Here is a 19176-nt window from a genome sequence, read left to right as displayed (position 1 = left end):
CCTTATTTATTTGCTTGAACAATTTCTAAAACCTTGGCTACTACTTCTTCAATTGTCATATCAGATGTATCGACTTCGATAGCATCATCAGCCTTTTGTAATGGTGAGATCTCTCGGTGAGAGTCTTTATAATCACGGGCAGCGATTTCTTGTTCCAAAGTCTTCAATGATGTCTCGATCCCACGTTCAACATTTTCCTTATATCTTCTTTGCGCACGAACTTCCACACTGGCGATCAAGAAAATTTTGACCTCTGCATTGGGAAGGACTGTTGTTCCAATATCACGTCCATCCATTACAATATCAGTATCATTAGCTAATTGACGTTGCAATTCAACCAACTTCTCACGGACCTCTTTAATAGCAGACACTTGAGAGACATTATTAGTGACCGCTTCACTTCTGATCTCTTCTGAGACATTGTGACCGTCTAATAAGACAACTTGGCCATCATCTTTGTTAATGAATTTGATCTCATGTTCATCCATTAATTTTACAATACTAGACACATCACCATAATCTATTTGATGATTTTTTGCAAGTAAAGTCACCGTTCGATACATTGCTCCTGTATCACAATACACGAATTTAAGTCTTTTGGCGATCAATTTAGCGATCGTACTCTTACCAGCTGATGCTGGACCATCAATTGCAATTTGCATTTCATTACCCCACTATAAAAAAATAAGAGAGTGGAAGAAGATGGGCAGTTGCTGAGGATTTAGGGACTATCAGCACAGAATACTGCAACGCAGGACTCACTGATAGTTTCTAAACCGCAGGCCGCTATCTTCTGCAACTCGTTTCAATATCAAGAAGATCGGCAGCTGCTGAGGATTTAGGGACTATCAGCACAGAATACTGCAACGCAGGAATCGCTGATAGGCTCTAAACCGCAGGCCAATATCTTCTGCAACTCGTTTCAACATTAAGAAGATGGACAGACACAGGAGCCGGATACTTCCAGAATTAAATTGCTTTTTGGAAGTTTGGCCCAATGATCTGTCATCTTCTACAATTCATTTCAAATAAAAAAGACAGGAATACACCTGTCTTTTATTTTACATTATTTTGTACGTAATTGTGTACCTGGAGACAAAGTTGATACTCCTGGATTCAATCCTTTAAGAGCCTCGATCGTCGTTCCGCTATTTACTGCAGCACGATACCAGCCTTCACCTTGTTTAACGGTATAAGTCGATGTGCCTGTTGAAGCAGTTTGACCGGCAGTTGAACTTGACGCTTGAGAAGAAGTAGCTGAAGATGCTTGATTGTTTTGAGAAGCATTGGCTGAAGTAGTAGTATCAGTTGCTTGGCTTGTCTGACTTGATGTGTCAGCAGTTGTATCTGAAGCAGCTTCATCGCTAGTTTGGTTCACAGTTCCAGAACCGTTTGAGTCTGATTTATTCTTACTACTGGCCTTCTTCTTATCAGAGGATTTCTTCTTGTTATCAGACGACTTCTTCTTGTTTGAATTTGAAGATGACTTTGAATTAGACTTCTTGGCAGTGTCTTTATCTTGTTTCTCAACTGATTGTTCAGTTTGTCCACTTCCAAGATTATTCGAATCATCATCGCCCTTAAAGAAATACATTGTTGCAGGTATAAACATCAAAGCAATCAAGATAATTACTAAGATAGCCACAAGGGTATGATTACCACGCTGTTTACTCTTACTTACGGCGCGAGAAACGTGACCTGATTCATCTTCATCAGAATCAAAGGTCTTCTCCCATGGTTTCTCTTCAGAATCACGAGCAGCCTCTTCACGAGTCTTAGCTTCATTAGCGCTTGCATTATTATCATTTTGCATCGAAGAAGCCATCCCAGCTCCTACACCAGCACCGACGGCCGCACCTGTAGCAGCTTTTTCGTCATTTTGCTTGCTAGCTTGTAAATGATCAACATTTTCAGGATCAGATACTGGTCGATTTGGTTGACTAGGCTCAGAAGTTGGGACATTGTTAACAAAATCGGAACTTGTGCCAACATCTTTACCCACAACACTATCAGAGTTTGCAGGGATCGACTCATTTTCTGATGGTGCTAAATTATACTTTCTTAAATCTTCCGGGCTAACTGAACCTTTACGGCTCAGACCTTCCGTTGATGCGGGGATTTTTGAACCAGAAGTGTTTTTGTTATTATTCTCGGGCATTAAAATCCAACCTCCTAATTTCTATCCTTTTAAGGATAGCATATTAAGTTAAATTTTTTCTTAAAAGATTTATAAATACACCTTAATTTAATGTTTGAAATTAAAATGCCCGTTGATCCGAGGATAAATCAGCAATACCCCAGCACAAGTCAATAGTGCCTTAATAATATTGAATGGAACGACTCCTGTAGCAACATATTGTGGAAGTCCCATATTAAGTTGCATTCCAATAACGCCCATATATAAAGGCATAACAACAAATAAATTCAACAACGACATAACAATTGTCATAACTAAAACGCCAGAAACGATCGCCATAACCTTCTTACCTTGTTTCCAAAAGTAAGTAAATGGCAAAAGCAAACTAACCGCACCGACAAAATTAGCAAAATTTCCGATCAGACCAGCAGCACCAGATCCAGTAATGATCCAATGACAGACCGATTTAATAAAAGCAATAGCGATACCACCGACTGGTCCAAAAATCAAAGAGCCGATCAACGTCACAATATCACTTAAATCAACCTTTAAAAAAGGCAACCAGATCAACACTGGAAATTCAAAAAACATAATAATGACTGCCAGTGCTGACAAAATAGAAACTCCGATCAATGAATGAAATTTATAAGTACTTCTTCCCATAAAAATCAACCCCTCCGTTGATTCCCGAAGAAAAAAGGCCTACTTTGGGCATACCAAAACAGACCTTCTCTGTTTTCTTCCATCTAGACTTTAACTATCGGTTTAGGAATTTCACCTAATCAACCAGTAAAACTGGGTAGCGGACTATACCGCCGGTCGGGAATTACACCCTGCCCTGAAAACCAACTATTTAATTTATATTTTCACTATAGCAAACTATTGACGTTCCTTCAATAGGGCAACTTCTTGTCTAGTCAAATTGCGATATTTTCCCGAAACCAAACCATCCAAAGTCAAAAATCCATACTTTTCACGTGATAGCTTAGTAACAGCATGTCCAACAGCTTGAAACATATTCTTAACTTGATGATTGTGACCTTCATGGATCGTCAAACGAACCAGCGAAGTATTCTTCTTAGCATCCTTTGACAACACCTTAGCCTTAGCAGGAGCCGACTTATAATCCTTAAACTTAATACCACTCTCAAGCTTCTTGATCTCTTCAGTAGTCAAAACACCTTCGATCTTAGCGAAATAAGTCTTATCAACATGATAACGAGGATGCATCAATTGATTAGCAAACTCACCATCATTGGTCAACAAAATCAAGCCAGAAGTATCGTAATCAAGCCTACCAATGGGATAAACACGCTCTTCAACATCTTCCTTCAAAAAGTCAGTAATAACCTTACGACCCTTATCATCCTTAACTGCAGAAATCACACCACGAGGTTTATACATCAAAATATAACGTTTCTTTTCAGAACGAAGAGGCACGCCATTAACTTCGATCTTGTCAGAATGATCAACCTTAACACCCATCTCCGTCACGATCTTACCATTGACCGAAACTTCTCCATCAGCGATCATCTGTTCAGACTTACGGCGAGAAGCCACACCAGCATCAGACATAGCCTTCTGCAACCGAACCTTATTAGAATTAGAATTCATCAAAAAATCTCCTTATAAAAAAACTGAACTAATCTCGAACCTTATTGTATAGATAGAATAAAATAAGTGCAACAAAACATTGATCGATTCACAATTACCAACTACTGATCATTTGTACATTTACAAATGCGAGTACACGAGCAACGAGTGTTCGAGCAAGAAGGTAATTAAAAATTGCCAAAAAATCAAGGAGAAAGTATGAGGAACGAATAAGTGAGCCAGAAAAAAGAAATAGAAAACGGCAACTTATTTCTTATATAACAAAAAAAGAAACAAATAGTCACAACACCAATGTAAGCCGGGAAACAAAATGAGCGGAGCAAAGTCCCGCGAACCGAGAAAAATATTGGTGATCAAAACAGATAAAATAGAAGAACAAAGTAAGAAAACTCCTACTCCCCACCAGAACAGATGGAGCCTGAGATAGACATGTGAGAAATAGGACGAGCAAAAAGTGCCAACTTGATCAAAATAAATCGGTAAAGCTCAAAAAAATAGAGAAGAATCGATTACTATATAGACGGAGGGGCCCGGAGTCGGCATTGAACCTCAACACAAACTACTACCTCTATCCCACTAACTAAACTAACAGACCTCCAGCAAAGGAAAACGCTTCTGTCTGCCATAGCTCTCTCACATCAACAAAAAAAGCGTCGCCAAAATGGCAAAACGCTAAGCATCCCCCATAGAAACATCATCAAACAAATCAATATTCCCTTCAGGAGTTTCAAAATCTTCGATCTTAGGCAATTCCTTAAGATCCTTGATCCCAAAATAATCATAAAAATAATCAGTAACCACATACAAGTTAGGATGCCCAGGAACGTCTTTCTTCCCAGCTTCCTTGATAAGCTTGCGAGCGATCAAAGTATTAACGCTACCAGAACTCTGCACTCCACGAATATCATCGATCTCGATCCGAGTGATCGGCTGCTTATAAGCAACGATCGACAACACCTCAAGTGCCGCCTGCGAAAGCTTAGTACCCAAACCAGACTTAAAATATCTAGTCAAAACATCAGAAAACTCACTCTTAGTAACTAGTTTGAAGATCTTATCAAACCTAACCAGTTGCAATCCAGAATCTTTATCTGCTTGTAATTTAATTTCTAATTGTTCAATATTTTGTCGTATTGCTGACTTTTCAATACCTAATAAAGTAGAAAGGTCAGCTTCAGTGATCCCCTGATCACCAGCAACGAATAATAAGGCCATAATTTCTGCTTGATACAATCTTTAATTCCTCAATTCAATGAAAAGTTCACTTTGAAAATCCTCTTGGTGGGCAAGTACTTGTTGATTACGGACCATTTCCAAAATCGCCATAAAATCAGTAACGACCTCTTCGATACCATGACCCACTTTTAAAAGCGACTTAAAAGTAATGATCTTGTGTTTCTTAAGTTTAGATAAAATTGTCTCTTGGGCCATTTCGATCGAAATTTCTTCATCTTCGATCATTTCGGTCTTAGGACCATGTTTGATCTGATTTTGCAAGATCTCTGTATATACACTGGCAAGATCTGATAATACGACCGAACCTGGTAATAAAAACTGTTCCAGCTGTTTGCTGGAAACGCTAGGCTCCTTGTCGAATGAACGAGCCCGTTGTTTTTCTTTATCGCTAAAGTAATCGGCAACACGTTTAAATGTTTGGTAGGTCAAAAGCTGCGAAACTAGCTCATCCCGCGGATCTTCCTCAAAAACATCATCTTCCATTTCATCAGGTGCTTTAGGAAGGAGCATTTTACTCTTGATCGACATCAAAGTAGAAGCCATTACTAAATAATCCCCAGCAATATCTAACTGCAATACCTTCATATTATTCAAATAATCCAAATATTGCTGAGTAATGTCAGCGATGGGAATATCATAAATATCGATCTTTGACTCCTTGATCAAATGAAGCAAGAGATCGATCGGTCCTTGAAAATCCGTCAGGACTAATTTTAATTTTTCCATTAATTATCTTCCACTTCGTTATGGTCACTTTCACTCCAGGTCCGCAGATCATCCACTAGATCAAAACTTCCCAAAATAGTGTACTCAGGAAATTTCCGGGCGATATCGTCAAATATCTTAAAACGATTAGTTTGTGAACGATACGAAGGTGAAAGTGAGATATATTCAATAAAAACTGTTTTTTTAGAAAAAGACAAAGCTACGACACCAGAAAAATCTTCAACATTACTCTTCCATAAATAAAGTTGTCGACTCTCATCTTCGTCGTAAAGCTTTAATTCTGATTCTAAATTCGACATATCTTTTAAATCGGAGATGTAGGACAGAAAACCCATCGTGATCTTTTGATTTTCTTCCTTATTATATTTAGTTAACACAATAACCTCCTATGCTCGTGGATGAGCTTGCTCATAAACTTGTTTCATATGAGTTTGATTAATATGAGTATAAATCTGAGTTGTCGAAATATCCGAGTGTCCCAATAACTCTTGAACGACTCTTAGATCGGCACCATTGGCCAATAAATTAGTTGCAAATGAATGCCGCAGCGTATGAGGTGTGACATCTTTCTTAATGCCGACTTTTGCAATATATTTCTTGATCATCCGCCAAATCGATTGACGAGTCAGTTGTTGGCCACGGAAATTCAAAAAGACAAACGGCTTTTGTCCGTACTTATTCACCAGATCATTGCGAGTATCATGGAAATACTTGTTCAACCATTCAATGGCCGTTTTGCCAATAGGTAAAAGCCTTTCTTTATCACCTTTACCCATTGTCTTGATCAACCCTAATTCTAAGTGTAAATCATCCATGGACAAGTTGATCAATTCACTGACCCGCAAGCCCGTAGCATACATCACTTCAAAAATGGCCCGATCTCTAACACCTAATGGTTTCTCCACATTGGGAGATTCGATCAACGAGACCACTTCATCCATCGACAAAACAACTGGCAAATGTTGTGACTTCTTAGGGGCGTCCAATTGCGACATAGGATTAGTCTGAATATTGCCAATGAGTTCCATCCACTGATAAAACTTCTTTAACGTAGAAAAAATCCGGATCTGTGAAGTCTTTGATTTGCCCAGTTCATCTTGTGATGCAAAAAAATTTGTGATCTGAAAGTGATCTTCTGGATATTTCTCTATTTTGTTTTTCTCTAAATAGTGGCTGAATTCCAAAAGATCTTGTCGATAAGATAAAATCGTATTTTGAGATAAACCGCGGTCAAGTCTCAAATATCGAGAATAATCATTAATAATATCTTTCATGTACTGGTTTTCCACTTTAACCTTGTCGCTCACTCAAAACACTCCTAGCTCTTACTTCAAATATGTGTAGCCATCCTTTTGTTCGATCTTACCCTGTTTCATCAAATTACCTAACGCACGCTTAAAACTACCTTTGCTTATACCAAAATATTCTTTGATATCATCAGGAGCACTCTTGTCGGTGTATGGGATTCTTTTATCCCGAGCATGTTCCAACACTGCCATGATCATTTCTGCATCCGGAGTGATCTCTTCGAAGGCACGGGGACGCATGGACAAGTTAAGTCGTCTGTGACTTGAACCGATCACACGAGCTGTAAGTTCTTGACCGATACGTAAAGGCCCATCTTGTTCGTTTGCATGGATGAAACCAATGTAATAACTGTCAGTCATCACAAATGTCCCCGAATTGCGGATAGCAATAACGCGACATTTCTCATCCCGATTCTTCTCTTTATCACTAGCACTTCTGGCCAACTGCATATACAAGTTAAGATCAGCCAACTTGCCCCAAAGGCGACCTTTGTGGTCAACTGTAAGCTCAACCATGACCTTGTCACCCTTCTTGGGCCATTCAGAATGTTCTAATGGTAGATCATCTAAAGAAACTACAATATCTTTATCCTTTAAACCAGAGTCAACAAAGACACCTAGATCTGTCCGAACAACTTTAACCTCGGCATAATCCCAAATACCTTGCATGACTTTTGGCATGATGGTTGTGATCTTGTTCTTATGACTCTGAGTCTCGTAAACAAAACCAGCCAGTTCATCACCGATTTCTGGGATCTCATCGAGTTCAGATAAATCCATTGCAAAAGTGATCCCAGAGATCTGAACAAAAGCTTCATCTTTATTTAAGTCTGTAACTGTACCTGAAAGCACGTTACCATACATAGCTGCCGTTTCCATAATTCACCAATTTTCTTTTATTTGCTATTTCATTTTAACAGTAAAATTGCGGATTTTAACAATTTAACAAAAATGTTAAAAGATATTAATATTGTAACCTTATTCAGGGCCAAAAATAAAATCTGATCATAAATAATTTTTGCAGCAAAAAAACAACCAAGTGGTTGGCTTGGTTGCTTGCAAAAGCTTTTTGGTCTATGACGGAACCAAATATTTTTAAAGGGATAATACTTATAGAGCGCTTAGTTATTTACAGTGTCCATCGATAAGAAATCAGGATTTGGTGTGACACCAAATGACTTAGCAAGATCTCTTAAATCGTCATCAGTAATACTTTGTTCAATATTACCGCCTTGGCTCTTGATAGCTGTGTAGATCTGGCAAGCTTTTTCAACTGTCTCGATCAATCCGTATACTTCGTCCATGCTATCACCACAGGCAAAGATACCATGATGTGGCCACATAACGACACGATATTCACTCATCTTATCGGCTGTTGCTTGACCGATTTCATTTGTTCCTGGTGTCATGTATGGAATAATACCAACACCTTCTGGGAATACAACAAGCGATTCAGCTTGCATCTTCCACAAGAGACGAGAAACAGAAGCTTCATCAAGATCATGCGTAAATGATAGAGCAATCAAATTAGTTGGATGACAGTGCATAACCACACGTTGATTTGAGTCGATCTTTTGACGTTGGATATGTGTCATTAAGTGTGATGGGAATTCACTTGTAGGTTGTCCGCCATCATTGAAGCCCCACAAAAGATCAACTGAATTTCCTTCATCAGTGATCCGAACTAATCCAGCATCACGTTCTGGATAGTTATGAACATTCTTGAAGTAGCGTCCTGTCCCGGTTACTAAATAATATTGTCCAGCTAGAGGGGATGCATCAAATTTGATTGGAATATTTCTGATAGTCTTACCTAAATCGTCGAACTGGTCGACTTCTTCTTGAGTCAAACGAAGACTGACATTTCCTCCGTTTCTTTCATCCCATCCGTGTTTGTATAACTCATTAGTTATTTCAGACATCTTTTCAACAAATTTTGAATCAATAAACTTCATAATATAATAGCTTCCCTTCTAAACTTTCCCAATTATTTTTTAGTCATTTACTAAGTTAGTATCACGTTTGAATTGAACGTCTTTTTCATATTGATGAATGTTGTTCAACCAGTCTGTTCCAACAGGTACGTTGTTTTGGAAGCAGAATTCATCACAAACAGCACCGAATGGATATGACTTGAGTTCTTCTGTTTCGGCCAATCTTGTCGTAAAGTCGAAATTCAATTCAGCTTTCTTCAATTGATCGATAGGTTCGAGCATTGCTTGCAAGATAGCCTTTTGTGTAGCACGTGCACCAACGACCCAAGCAGCAACACGGTTGATCGTAGCATCAAAGAAGTCAAGTCCGATATTTGTCTTACTCAATTCGTTATCACGAACTAATGAACGAGCAATACGTACTAATGCTTCATCAAAGATAACTACGTGGTCAGAATCCCAACGAACAGGACGTGAAACGTGTAGCATCAAACCTTTACCAAATGGTAAAAAGGCTGAGAACTTATCAGAAACATCTTCTGTTGGGTGCCAGTGTCCAGCATCGATTGTCCATAGCTTGTTTCTACTGATAGCATAGTTGTTGTAGAACAAGTGTGAACCAACTGTGTATGATTCGATTCCTGTACCGAACAGCTTACCTTCAAAGGCTTCAATCGTATTCTTTTCATCGTATTTCTTCTCGATGATTTGATCTAATGAATCGATCAGACGTTCACGAGGAGTAGCCTTATCAATAGGGTTATCTTTGAAGCCATCTGGGATCCAGAAGTTATTAACTGACTGTTGACCTAATTCTTTACCAAAGTAGTTTGAAATTTCACGGCTGATCTTACCATGTTGGATCCAGAAATCACGGACATCTTTGTCAGGACTTGCCAAGGTGAAATTATCTTTAACCATTGGATGTGAGAAGAAGGTTCCATTCATATCAAGACCAACGCCTTCTTTTTTAGCCCAGTCTACCCAATAGCTGAAGTCTTCAGGTTCTAGCTCATCAAGATCTTTCTTCTTGTCAGTTACAGCATAAATTGCGTGCAATTGAACTTTATGATCACCAGGGATCAATGATAATGCTTCACTTAAATCACCTGATAATTCGTCAGGGGTTCCAGCGATTCCTGGATAATTACCACTAACACCAATACCACCTGTTAATTCTTGGTTAGGGAATAAGAATCCATGAATATCATCACCTTGCCAGCAATGAACTGAAAGTTTAACTTTCTTTAGATCCTTTAATACTTTATCTGTATCAACGCCAAGTTCAGCATAACGTTCTTTGGCAACTTGGTAAGCTTTTTCAACAGTTTCTGATTTTGTCATTTTGTAACTCTCCTCCATTTTTAATCTAAGTGAAATACTTCATCCAAATCGACAGTAACGGGACTTTTATCTGGATTAGTATCCATCAAAGGTTACATATATGCCCACCACTTTTTGGCAGCATCCGTCTTGGCAATATCGTTATATTTCTCGATATTGTCAACTTCCAAATAAGCAAACAACTCACCATTTTCTTTGTTTAAGAAAATCGAATAATTGTGGGCTCCAGCTTCCTTCAATGCCTTTCTCATCTCTGGGAAAAGATTGTTGTGGCGTTTAGCATATTCTTCATATGCATCTTTATGTAAATACATGATTTGACCTAATCTTTTCATTTCACCGTCTCCCTTTCTCCATTATTAAGAAATTCTTGATAGCGCTTTAGTACATCGCCGTATTTATTAGTTTCTGGATGGAATGTCTTCAATCCGAATGAATCTCTGATCAATTTACGACCTTCAGCGATATTGTTGACGTCATTCATGGTGATCATTTGCACGATCAAATTTCCAATAGCGGTAGCTTCGCTAGGTCCAGCGTAAACATCAATGTTGGCGAGTGTTGCTGTCAATTGATTCATCAATTTCACATTTGAACCTCCACCAACAATGTTCAAGGCTTCTAACTTACAACCCAAGATCTTGTTGAGTTCTTGGATCTCGTTAGCATAGTACAAAGCTAAGTTTGAATAAATTGCCATTGCTAACTCACCAGGAGTTTCTGGGACTTTCTGACCTGATTGACGACAGTAGGTCTGGATTTCATCGACCATACTATCTGGATTAGTGAACCGATCATCGTTAACATTGATAAATTGCTGGAATGGTGTGACTTCACCAGCTAATTTAGCTAGATCAGCAAAACTATATTCGTCATTTAATTCACGCTTGAGACATTGAACCATCCATAGTCCCATAATGTTCTTTAAGAAACGATAAGTTCCATAGGCACCCCATTCATTGGTGTAATTGCCTTTGAAAGCTAGCTCGCCGTTTTCGGGAACATTTAATTCTGTTCCTAACAATGACCAAGTACCTGAACTCAAGAAAGCCCAGTTCTCACCTTCACCAGGAGTTCCCAAAACAGCTGAAGCAGTGTCGTGTGTTGCCACGGTGATCACTTGTGTTTCCGGAAGATCGTACAACGTATGCCACTTGTGACGAATGTTTCCTAAAACTGTCCCTGACTCGACCAAACGTGGGAATTGATCTTGCGAAACATTGACCTTGTTCAAAAGATTTTTGTCGAACAAGCCCTCACGTAAGTTCAGCATTTGTGTTGTTGAAGCATTAGTTACTTCTGTAACAGCGTTGCCCGTTAACACATAACCAATATAATCAGGGATCATCATAATCTTGTCAGTCTTTTCAAGATCTTTCTTACTCTCTTCATACAGTTGATACAACGTATTGAAGTTTAAGAATTGGATACCAGTTTTCTTGTAAATGTAACTCTTAGGAAGATCTGAAGTTAATTCTTTCATAGCATTCTTAGTTCTTGCATCACGATAGCTAATTGGATTTTGAATCTTTTCACCATCCATGCCAACAAGAACATAGTCAACTGCCCAAGTATCGATCCCTAAGGTTACTTCGTCATAACCGGCGGCCTTGATTTTTTCCAATCCTTTGAAAATTTCATTCAGGATCGAATCAATTGCCCATCTGTCATGACCATTTTCTTTTGAAAAACCATTTTTGAAACGGTGCATTTCTTGAAGCTCTAATTTATGATCGTTAATGGTACCTAACATCAAACGTCCACTTGAAGCACCAATATCGACAGCTACATATGCTTTTGCCATTAATTAGACCCTCTTTTCCTCTGATGAACTACTCATTGATGAAGTAGTTGTTGTTTTTTCAACTGATTCCTTGCCATATCTTTCTTCAGTGATCTCATCCAATGACTTGCCACGTGTTTGTGGTGTCCAAATTGTACCGATGACCAATGATACTAATAGTAAGCCGATCATGAACAATCCGGCTGTCTTGAAGCCCATTGTTGAAAGGATGGTTGGGAAAATAATTGACCAAACACCAGCTGAGGCACGAACAACGAAGAACATAACACCTTGTGATCCAGCACGATATTTAGTTGGGAACAATTCTGTTGCCCATAATGCGTACCAAGCTTGTGCACCGATTCCGGCTGAAACACCCCAAAGGATTACGAAGAACCAGAGACTTGACCAACCCATGCCGGTGAAAGTCAAGATGATCCATGAGGCAGCACCCATAGCGGCTCCAACAAAATAAAAGATTCTGTGATTTGCTTTGTCACCATATTTGGCAAAACCAAAGTATGTTGCCAAGGCTGTGAAGATCCAAAGAATAGCTTGCAATAAGTTAGCTTGCATATTGGACAAGCCACCAGCTGTTTCGTATACGTAAGGCATAAAGAAGCCCATTGCTCCGGCTACTAAGTTCCAGAACATGTAAACGCCAATCAAGAACAAGAGTGATTTAACACTAACTTTGCTGGAGAACAAATCTTTATAAGGATGTGGTTTTTCACCAGTAAGTTTCTCCTTAGCTTTTTGCTCTTCCCACTCTTCTGATTCGTGAAGCTTTCTTTGTAAGCTCCATGCGATAAATGCAATAACGAACAAAATTCCAAATAAGATCCGGTTACCTAATAATCCAAGTGGTGATAAGACAACACCTAGGATAAAGATGATCGCTGGTCCCATTGACCAAGCAAATTGTGAAATACGAATATTCTTTGCCCGATCATTACTTCCAGAAGTTTCTGAAATGTAAGTCCATGAAGCTGGAACACCAGCACCAACAGCAACACCAGTAACGGTGAATCCTAATAGCAACATTGGGAAATTCATTGAGAACATAACGATCAATGCTCCCAACATGTAAACTAACATGTCATATGTATAAATGATTTTACGTCCAAACTTATCTGATAGATGTCCACCAAATAAAGCACCAATAGCAGCACCGAATGCGTTAGCACTTAATGCTCCTAATAATCCAACTTGAAAACTGCTGAGGTTCAATTCGCTTGTCCAAAGCGTCAATCCACTCGCTCCGGCAACGATACAGCCAGAATCCAAGAAATTAGTCAATGAAACTGTAAACGTTGATTTCAATGACCCTTTTTTTGAATCACTCATAAGTACACCCCTTAATTCTTATTTTTGAAGAAAGCGCTATCACCAAATTGCAATTCCAATATAACCGCTTACAGGTTAGTGATACAATGTCAGTTGAACAGATTCTTAGTAACAATTTTACAGGGGGAATGCTCATGGATTCACGAATCATCGCACGTTTGAAGCAACATGAACTAATTGAAAATAAACAATTAGAAACCGGTCATCACGTCGATGACCTTCCTAACAAAGCCATCAGTAAAGAGAAATCAACTACTAAGATCAAAGTTTTGAATAATTATTTCTTTCGAAACCGTGAAGTCTACATCAGCAAACATGATCGCTTCGCTGACTACCCAGAACACTCGCATCAATTTCTAGAGATGAACTACATGCTTAGTGGCAGCTGCGATCAAATAGTTAACGGTAAACATATTCATTTGAATAAAGGGGACCTTTTATTGATCGATGTGGGATGCCCTCATTCAATCAAAAAATTAAACGAAAATGATTTATTGATAAATTTATTGTTCCGTGATCAGTCGATCAATATCGATATGTTAGATGATATGAGACGCTCAAATTCCGTCTTATACGAATTTTTGATCAATCGTGTTTCCGGCGAAGGTAACAGTTTACCATATATCGTTTTTCCAAATAATATCGATCACGATATCAGATATACCATGGAAGATATCATCACTGAATACTATTCCAAGCGTGAATTTTCTGATTCGATCATTAAATCTTATCTATCGATCTTATTGACCAAACTCGTGCGGCATTACCACGTTCCTATCAACAAAAAAGATCCCAAGCAATTACTGATCATCAAAATACTAAAGGACATTTCTGTATACTACAAAACCATCGATCTACCTACTTTAGCGAAAAAGTACGGCTACAATAAAAACTATCTCAGTAATTTCATCAAAAAAGAATCCGGCAAATCATTCAGTGAATTAGTGATGAATCAACGACTGATCCAAGCACATTCTTTGATCACTACCACTACGATGCCGATTTCTGAAATTATTTACGCCATTGGCATGAAAAATAAAACTAGTTTTTATAAAAAATATAAATCATACTACTTAATGATGCCTGGGGATGAAAGAAAATAACGAAAATGGGTTTGCATTTTCTGAATAAACGTGAAATAATTAACAACCGAAGAAAGCGATACCATATTAATTTTAATTTGAGGTGGAATTATATTATGAAAATCAAAGCAGCAGTTGTTGATAAAGTTAACGATCCATTCGTTATCAAAGATGACGTTGAGTTAGCAGATATACAAGACGACGGTTTACAAGTTAAACTAGTTGCCTCAGGAATTTGTCATTCTGATGAAGCTTTAAGAAAAGGTGACGCAGCTTTCAGTTTCCCAGTAATCCTTGGACACGAAGGTTCAGGTATTGTTGAAAAAGTTGGTAAGAACGTTAAAAACTTCAAACCTGGCGATCACATTATCATGTCATTTTATTCATGTGGTGAATGTGATAACTGTCTAAAAGGTAAACCAACACAATGCCGTAATTATGCAGCATCAAATTTGAGTGGTACACGTCCTGATGGATCAGATCATTTCACAGAAGACGGTCATCATGTCAGTGATATGTTCAACCAATCATCGTTCACGACTCACACAGTTATCAGCCAAAGAAATGCTGTTAAAGTTCCTAAGGACCTTGACTTAAGAAAACTTGGACCTCTTGGCTGTGGTTACGTTACAGGTAGTGGTACTGTCTTTAACACACTCCAACCAAAACCTGGTGACACAATTGCCGTCTTCGGTACAGGTGCCGTTGGTCTTGCAGCTATGATGTCAGGTAAAATTTCTGGATGTGTCAATGTTATCGCTGTCGACATCGTTGAATCACGTCTAGAATTGGCTAAGAAGTTAGGTGCTACTGACGTTGTAAACAGTTCAAAAGAAGATGCTGTTGAAGCTATCAAGAAAATCACAGGTGGCTTAGGTGTTGACTGGGCCGTTGATACAACAGGTGTTTCAAAAGTCATGATGGACTCGATCACTGCCCTAACACAAGGTGGTACATCAGCTACTATTGCTGTAACACCACACAATATCGATTTGAGCACATGGAATGACCTTTGTGTTGACGACAAAAAAGTCGTTGGTGTCAACATGGGTGACTCAATTCCACAAATTGATATCCCTCGTTTGATCAAGTTCTATCAAATGGGTCTCTTCCCATTCGATCTAACTGAAAAATTCTTTGACTTTGATCAAATCAACGAAGCTGACGCAGAATCAGTTAGTGGTAAGACAATCAAACCTGTCTTGATTATTGACAAAGACTACGAACCAGGCAAATAATTTTAAATACCGTTTTTAGAATACATCGATAGTTAAAAATATGGCTCCAACTCTTTTGACGAGTTGAAGCTTTTTTGTTTGGAAACGAGTTCCAGACGACAACGGCTTCCGATTTAGCAATTGTCAGCAGGCACGGATTTTGAATTAGTGGAGCTATAAATGTTTAGTCACAAAAATTTGCGGCAAATTTAATAGTGGTTGTAATTTTTATCCTCAAGGATGTGAAAACGAGTTCCAGTGCACAGCGGCCTCCGGTTAACACGGGTGGTCGAGGCACGACTTCGTCGCACCTGGTTCGACCACCCGCGTTAATCCTCAGCAGCTACCCGTGCACCTCCACTCTCTTATTACAAAAAAAGCCTCACGACTGTGAGACTTTTACAAATAGTTAATCTTTAATCAATTTAACTTTATTATCTTTCATCTGATAGATTTTTGTGGCCACCGATTCAACGAAATATCGGTCATGTGAGGTAAAAATCACCATCCCAGGATAGTCTTTGATAAATTTTTGCAGAGCAATGACCGTATTCAAGTCAATGAAACTAGTAGGTTCATCCAAAATCAAAACATTGGCTGGTCGCAAAAAAACTAACGCTAAAGCAATTTTGGTAGCTTCCCCACCACTTAGCTTTTTCACTGGTTCTAAGGCCTGCTGATAAGTAAAGTCTAAATTATGCAAGACACTACGAATGATCGGTTCTTGATAATCACTTCGTTTCTCAATGAATCGTAATAAACTCAAATCACTCTTTAACTGATAAGCAAATTGCTGATAACTTGAAAATTTTACCTTCGGAGATAAGGTAATACCTGCTCCGCTTTCTTGAATATAATTTAAAAGCGTTGTTTTTCCAATAGCATTTTCACCTGTAATAGCGATCTTTTGCCCATTAGGAAATTGAAAACTGGTATCTTTTAAAATAGATTTATTCCCACGTTTTATGGTGAGTTCTTCAGCCATAACTGGATAAGGGTTGTGCATCAGTAAGGACTTTGGCAGCGTAAAGCGAATTTTTGTTTCTTTTTCTGGCATTGAAACTGATTCCAAACGCGTGAGTTTGCCTTCGAGGACTTTAGCAGTTTTTTGAAAATTCTTTTGAACGGTATCTTTTTGTTTTGACGAAGAATAACGATCAGGCTTAATGTTTCGTTTGCGCTGCTTGGCTGAAACTTTTGACATGCGTGATACTTGAGCTTGCTTCTTTGCAAGAGATTCCGTTAATTGTTGTTTATCTCTTTGATAATTTTCAAATTTTCGTTCTTGTTCGATAGTTTCAGCTTTTTTCAGTTGTAAATAATTTGAATAATTCCCGGGATATTCAATAATTTTTCCGTCAGAAATTTCCCAGATCTTCGTTGCTAATTGATCTAAGAAATAGCGATCATGAGAGACAAATAATAAAGTCGCATAATAATAACGTAATTCTTCAATTAAAATCTCAACACCAGAAGAATCAATATGAGTAGTGGGCTCGTCTAAGAGTATTCCTGGAGAATAATTAGACAAGGTTTGCGTGAGACGATATTTAGCAGCTTCACCGCCACTTAAATCATGGCGCCCTACTTGGGGCACATTAAAGCGGGAAAGTAAACCACCATCCAGCTTAGGATCATCTGAATTCAAATTTGCTACTTGTTGGTAATAAGTAAAATCCACTTGATTTTGAATATGTCCTGTATCAGGTAACAATTCTTTGCTGATCAATTTAAGCAAAGTAGATTTACCAACACCATTTTTACCAATAATGCCAATTCGATCATTTTCGTAAACAGTTAAATTAGGGATCGATAATACTTTCCGAGATCCCAAAGTCTTACTAACATCTTGAAATTTAATAATTAAGTTTTCCATAGTTTTAACCACTCCCATTGGAGTCGGCAAACCAAAAACAAAGTAGAGAGTGGAGGTGCACGGGTAGCTGCTGAGGATTAACGCAGGTGGTCGAACCAGGTGCGACGAAGTCGTGCCTCGACCACCTGTGTTAACCGGAGGCCGCTGTGCACCGAAACTCGTTTTCAAATCCTTGAGGATAACAATTACAACTACTATTTAATTTGCTGCAAATTTTTGTTAGTAAAGATTTAAAGCTCCACTAATTCAAAATCCGTGCCTGCTGACAGTTCCAAAAAAGTCCCCCCACCGTCCACCTAGGCCTTGTTTCATTTCCATGAGAATACAAATATTCAGCATTATCTGATCATGAGAAAATTACTCAACATCAGATAATATGCAGTACCATCAAGACTTACATCCAATAGCCCACCGCGATTCATTGCAACAAAAAAGAGCAGTCGATGACTGCCCTTGACATTTTATTTGATTAATAAAAAAGGATAGACTTCACCCCTGAAATTGTCTCGGTTCACCGAACTTTCTAAATTTTATTTAATTAATGATTTAAAAAGTTAAGACGTAATTTCATTGATGCAGTCATTAGATAAAAGTCCTCTTTTCATAATTATTGTAGATATACAATATCATATTAATAATACAGATTCAACTTTAACTAAACAGTCGATAAATTATAAAGCATTATAGTGTTTTTACAGAAAACCTCACACTATTTTCTGTAAAATACAAAATTTAATCCAACATTCCATTACTATTTAATTTTTCTCGCAGAACATCACGAATACCACTTACTTGTTTATCGCCATCTCTTTGTGATAGACGATAACCAACAAAATACGGCGAAACAACATATCTAGGCACGACTTTGCAGATGATCTTAGAATATTCCTTATAGAAGAAGATATTATAGGAATCAAACTTGCCTCCATAAAAATCATCCAAAGTATACTGAACAGTGGTTTGAACAAAATCGGCCAGTTTATCAATTTTCTTTGGATCCGTAATTACAATATTAAATTCTACAAACCCCATGATCGGTTTTTCCGATATATTTAATTCAATCTCATCGTCCTGATAAACCTCCATCCCAGTAAAATTCTCAGCTTCAACATGTTTATACCCATTTACTTTTTCAAGCCCAATGATTTGAAAATGAGGATGTTTCAAACTGCCACCAGAAAGCGGGCCCACATTCTTATACATTAAGACACTCGTATATTTACCAGATTTGATCATTTGATTCCAGCATTGATAAATATATTCAAAAACTTGTCGGTTCTTACTTTGCGCATAAGTCGAAATATCACCATTATGATCACTTAATTCGATAAGAACGGTTTGATAAGTATCCTGTAATGTCCTAAATTTATTGTCCAGCCAGATCATATCGTCTTTTTGGTCAATGATGTTGACTAAATGATCGGTATCACAGAAGGGACAGTAGCCGTCTGGATGTTTGATATTTTCTGGTTTTCCTTTAGCTTGTTCAATTTCAAAAACTAATACATCTTTATTTGACAAAATTTCACCTCAGTTTGATCACAATGAAAATTATCATTGTTTTACCTAAAAA

The 19176-nt window shown here is 38.1% G+C and carries 17 protein-coding genes, 1 pseudogene and 1 riboswitch; of the genes and pseudogenes, 2 read left to right on the top strand and 16 right to left on the bottom strand.

All coding sequences use genetic code 11. The features are described 5' to 3' along the window. Positions 1–2 precede the first annotated feature (2 nt). The 14 genes and pseudogenes from cmk to EKM78_RS00470 all read right to left on the bottom strand — a co-directional run bounded on the left by cmk (position 3) and on the right by EKM78_RS00470 (position 13428). Positions 3–662 (bottom strand): (d)CMP kinase, encoded by a 660-nt coding sequence (gene cmk, locus EKM78_RS00535; protein ID WP_125767907.1) that lies wholly within the window; start codon positions 660–662, stop codon positions 3–5. A gap of 404 nt (positions 663–1066) precedes the next feature. Beyond that, entirely contained in the window at positions 1067–2158 is a 1092-nt protein-coding gene (locus tag EKM78_RS00530) for a LysM peptidoglycan-binding domain-containing protein (RefSeq protein ID WP_125767905.1), read from the bottom strand. A gap of 87 nt (positions 2159–2245) precedes the next feature. Then, the gene (locus EKM78_RS00525; protein WP_125767903.1) at positions 2246–2800 is read right to left on the bottom strand and encodes an ECF transporter S component; all 555 of its coding nucleotides are present in this window, start codon (positions 2798–2800) and stop codon (positions 2246–2248) included. Positions 2801–2867: 67 nt separating this feature from the next. Then, a riboswitch (FMN riboswitch) is annotated at positions 2868–2987 on the bottom strand. A gap of 29 nt (positions 2988–3016) precedes the next feature. Further along, positions 3017–3751, bottom strand: a complete 735-nt coding sequence (locus EKM78_RS00520) for a pseudouridine synthase (RefSeq protein WP_125767901.1) — start codon at positions 3749–3751, stop codon at positions 3017–3019. A gap of 672 nt (positions 3752–4423) precedes the next feature. Next, entirely contained in the window at positions 4424–4966 is a 543-nt protein-coding gene (scpB, locus tag EKM78_RS00515; protein WP_125768125.1) for an SMC-Scp complex subunit ScpB, read from the bottom strand. Positions 4967–4987: 21 nt separating this feature from the next. Continuing rightward, positions 4988–5713: a segregation and condensation protein A gene (locus EKM78_RS00510; protein WP_125767899.1), complete on the bottom strand. Its 726-nt coding sequence runs from the start codon at positions 5711–5713 to the stop codon at positions 4988–4990. Then, positions 5713–6090, bottom strand: a complete 378-nt coding sequence (locus EKM78_RS00505) for a RibT protein (RefSeq protein WP_125767897.1) — start codon at positions 6088–6090, stop codon at positions 5713–5715. Before EKM78_RS00505 ends, EKM78_RS00510 begins: the two co-directional genes overlap by 1 nt. Before the next feature lie 9 nt (positions 6091–6099). Beyond that, the gene (xerD, locus tag EKM78_RS00500; RefSeq protein WP_125768123.1) at positions 6100–6987 is read right to left on the bottom strand and encodes a site-specific tyrosine recombinase XerD; all 888 of its coding nucleotides are present in this window, start codon (positions 6985–6987) and stop codon (positions 6100–6102) included. Positions 6988–7038: 51 nt separating this feature from the next. After that, the gene (locus EKM78_RS00495; RefSeq protein ID WP_125767895.1) at positions 7039–7899 is read right to left on the bottom strand and encodes a CvfB family protein; all 861 of its coding nucleotides are present in this window, start codon (positions 7897–7899) and stop codon (positions 7039–7041) included. 242 nt (positions 7900–8141) lie between these two features. Further along, positions 8142–8975 carry a rhamnulose-1-phosphate aldolase gene (rhaD, locus tag EKM78_RS00490; protein WP_125767893.1) on the bottom strand — a complete coding sequence of 278 codons (834 nt, stop codon included), beginning with the start codon at positions 8973–8975 and terminating at the stop codon, positions 8142–8144. A gap of 39 nt (positions 8976–9014) precedes the next feature. Beyond that, entirely contained in the window at positions 9015–10298 is a 1284-nt protein-coding gene (locus EKM78_RS00485) for an L-rhamnose isomerase (RefSeq protein WP_125767891.1), read from the bottom strand. A gap of 20 nt (positions 10299–10318) precedes the next feature. After that, positions 10319–10633 (bottom strand): annotated as a pseudogene (gene rhaM / locus EKM78_RS00480) (L-rhamnose mutarotase). Then, a complete protein-coding gene (rhaB, locus tag EKM78_RS00475) occupies positions 10630–12102 on the bottom strand; it encodes a rhamnulokinase (RefSeq protein ID WP_125767889.1) in 1473 nt (490 codons plus the stop codon). The pseudogene rhaM and the gene rhaB overlap by 4 nt, the downstream one beginning before the upstream one ends. A gap of 3 nt (positions 12103–12105) precedes the next feature. Next, the gene (locus EKM78_RS00470) at positions 12106–13428 is read right to left on the bottom strand and encodes an MFS transporter (protein WP_125767887.1); all 1323 of its coding nucleotides are present in this window, start codon (positions 13426–13428) and stop codon (positions 12106–12108) included. Positions 13429–13562: 134 nt separating this feature from the next. Here EKM78_RS00470 and EKM78_RS00465 point away from each other — a divergent pair, with 134 nt between their 5' ends. Next, a complete protein-coding gene (locus tag EKM78_RS00465; protein ID WP_125767885.1) occupies positions 13563–14531 on the top strand; it encodes an AraC family transcriptional regulator in 969 nt (322 codons plus the stop codon). 95 nt (positions 14532–14626) lie between these two features. Next, positions 14627–15748: an NAD(P)-dependent alcohol dehydrogenase gene (locus tag EKM78_RS00460; protein WP_125767883.1), complete on the top strand. Its 1122-nt coding sequence runs from the start codon at positions 14627–14629 to the stop codon at positions 15746–15748. 388 nt (positions 15749–16136) lie between these two features. On the opposite strand, the gene abc-f is transcribed toward EKM78_RS00460, so the two are convergent. Continuing rightward, on the bottom strand, positions 16137–17603 hold the full coding sequence (abc-f, locus tag EKM78_RS00455; RefSeq protein WP_125767881.1) for a ribosomal protection-like ABC-F family protein: 1467 nt from the start codon (positions 17601–17603) through the stop codon (positions 16137–16139). A 732-nt stretch (positions 17604–18335) separates the two neighbouring features. Further along, a complete protein-coding gene (locus EKM78_RS00450) occupies positions 18336–19124 on the bottom strand; it encodes a DUF4931 domain-containing protein (RefSeq protein ID WP_125767879.1) in 789 nt (262 codons plus the stop codon). Positions 19125–19176 lie beyond the last annotated feature (52 nt).

The organism is Companilactobacillus furfuricola, from assembly GCF_003946325.1.
GTDB lineage: Bacteria > Bacillota > Bacilli > Lactobacillales > Lactobacillaceae > Companilactobacillus > Companilactobacillus furfuricola.
This window is presented reverse-complemented; position numbering and strand designations above follow the sequence as displayed.

Bases quoted from the DNA above. Each gene is read 5' to 3' on its own strand.
- EKM78_RS00460 (WP_125767883.1), top strand. From the start codon at position 14,627: ATGAAAATCAAAGCAGCAGTTGTTGATAAAGTTAACGATCCATTCGTT.
- EKM78_RS00510 (WP_125767899.1), bottom strand. From the start codon at position 5,713: ATGGAAAAATTAAAATTAGTCCTGACGGATTTTCAAGGACCGATCGAT.
- xerD (WP_125768123.1), bottom strand. From the start codon at position 6,987: ATGAAAGATATTATTAATGATTATTCTCGATATTTGAGACTTGACCGC.
- EKM78_RS00465 (WP_125767885.1), top strand. From the start codon at position 13,563: ATGGATTCACGAATCATCGCACGTTTGAAGCAACATGAACTAATTGAA.
- rhaD (WP_125767893.1), bottom strand. From the start codon at position 8,975: ATGAAGTTTATTGATTCAAAATTTGTTGAAAAGATGTCTGAAATAACT.
- EKM78_RS00525 (WP_125767903.1), bottom strand. From the start codon at position 2,800: ATGGGAAGAAGTACTTATAAATTTCATTCATTGATCGGAGTTTCTATT.
- EKM78_RS00495 (WP_125767895.1), bottom strand. From the start codon at position 7,899: ATGGAAACGGCAGCTATGTATGGTAACGTGCTTTCAGGTACAGTTACA.
- abc-f (WP_125767881.1), bottom strand. From the start codon at position 17,603: ATGGAAAACTTAATTATTAAATTTCAAGATGTTAGTAAGACTTTGGGA.
- rhaB (WP_125767889.1), bottom strand. From the start codon at position 12,102: ATGGCAAAAGCATATGTAGCTGTCGATATTGGTGCTTCAAGTGGACGT.
- EKM78_RS00530 (WP_125767905.1), bottom strand. From the start codon at position 2,158: ATGCCCGAGAATAATAACAAAAACACTTCTGGTTCAAAAATCCCCGCA.
- EKM78_RS00470 (WP_125767887.1), bottom strand. From the start codon at position 13,428: ATGAGTGATTCAAAAAAAGGGTCATTGAAATCAACGTTTACAGTTTCA.
- cmk (WP_125767907.1), bottom strand. From the start codon at position 662: ATGCAAATTGCAATTGATGGTCCAGCATCAGCTGGTAAGAGTACGATC.
- EKM78_RS00485 (WP_125767891.1), bottom strand. From the start codon at position 10,298: ATGACAAAATCAGAAACTGTTGAAAAAGCTTACCAAGTTGCCAAAGAA.
- scpB (WP_125768125.1), bottom strand. From the start codon at position 4,966: ATGGCCTTATTATTCGTTGCTGGTGATCAGGGGATCACTGAAGCTGAC.
- EKM78_RS00520 (WP_125767901.1), bottom strand. From the start codon at position 3,751: ATGAATTCTAATTCTAATAAGGTTCGGTTGCAGAAGGCTATGTCTGAT.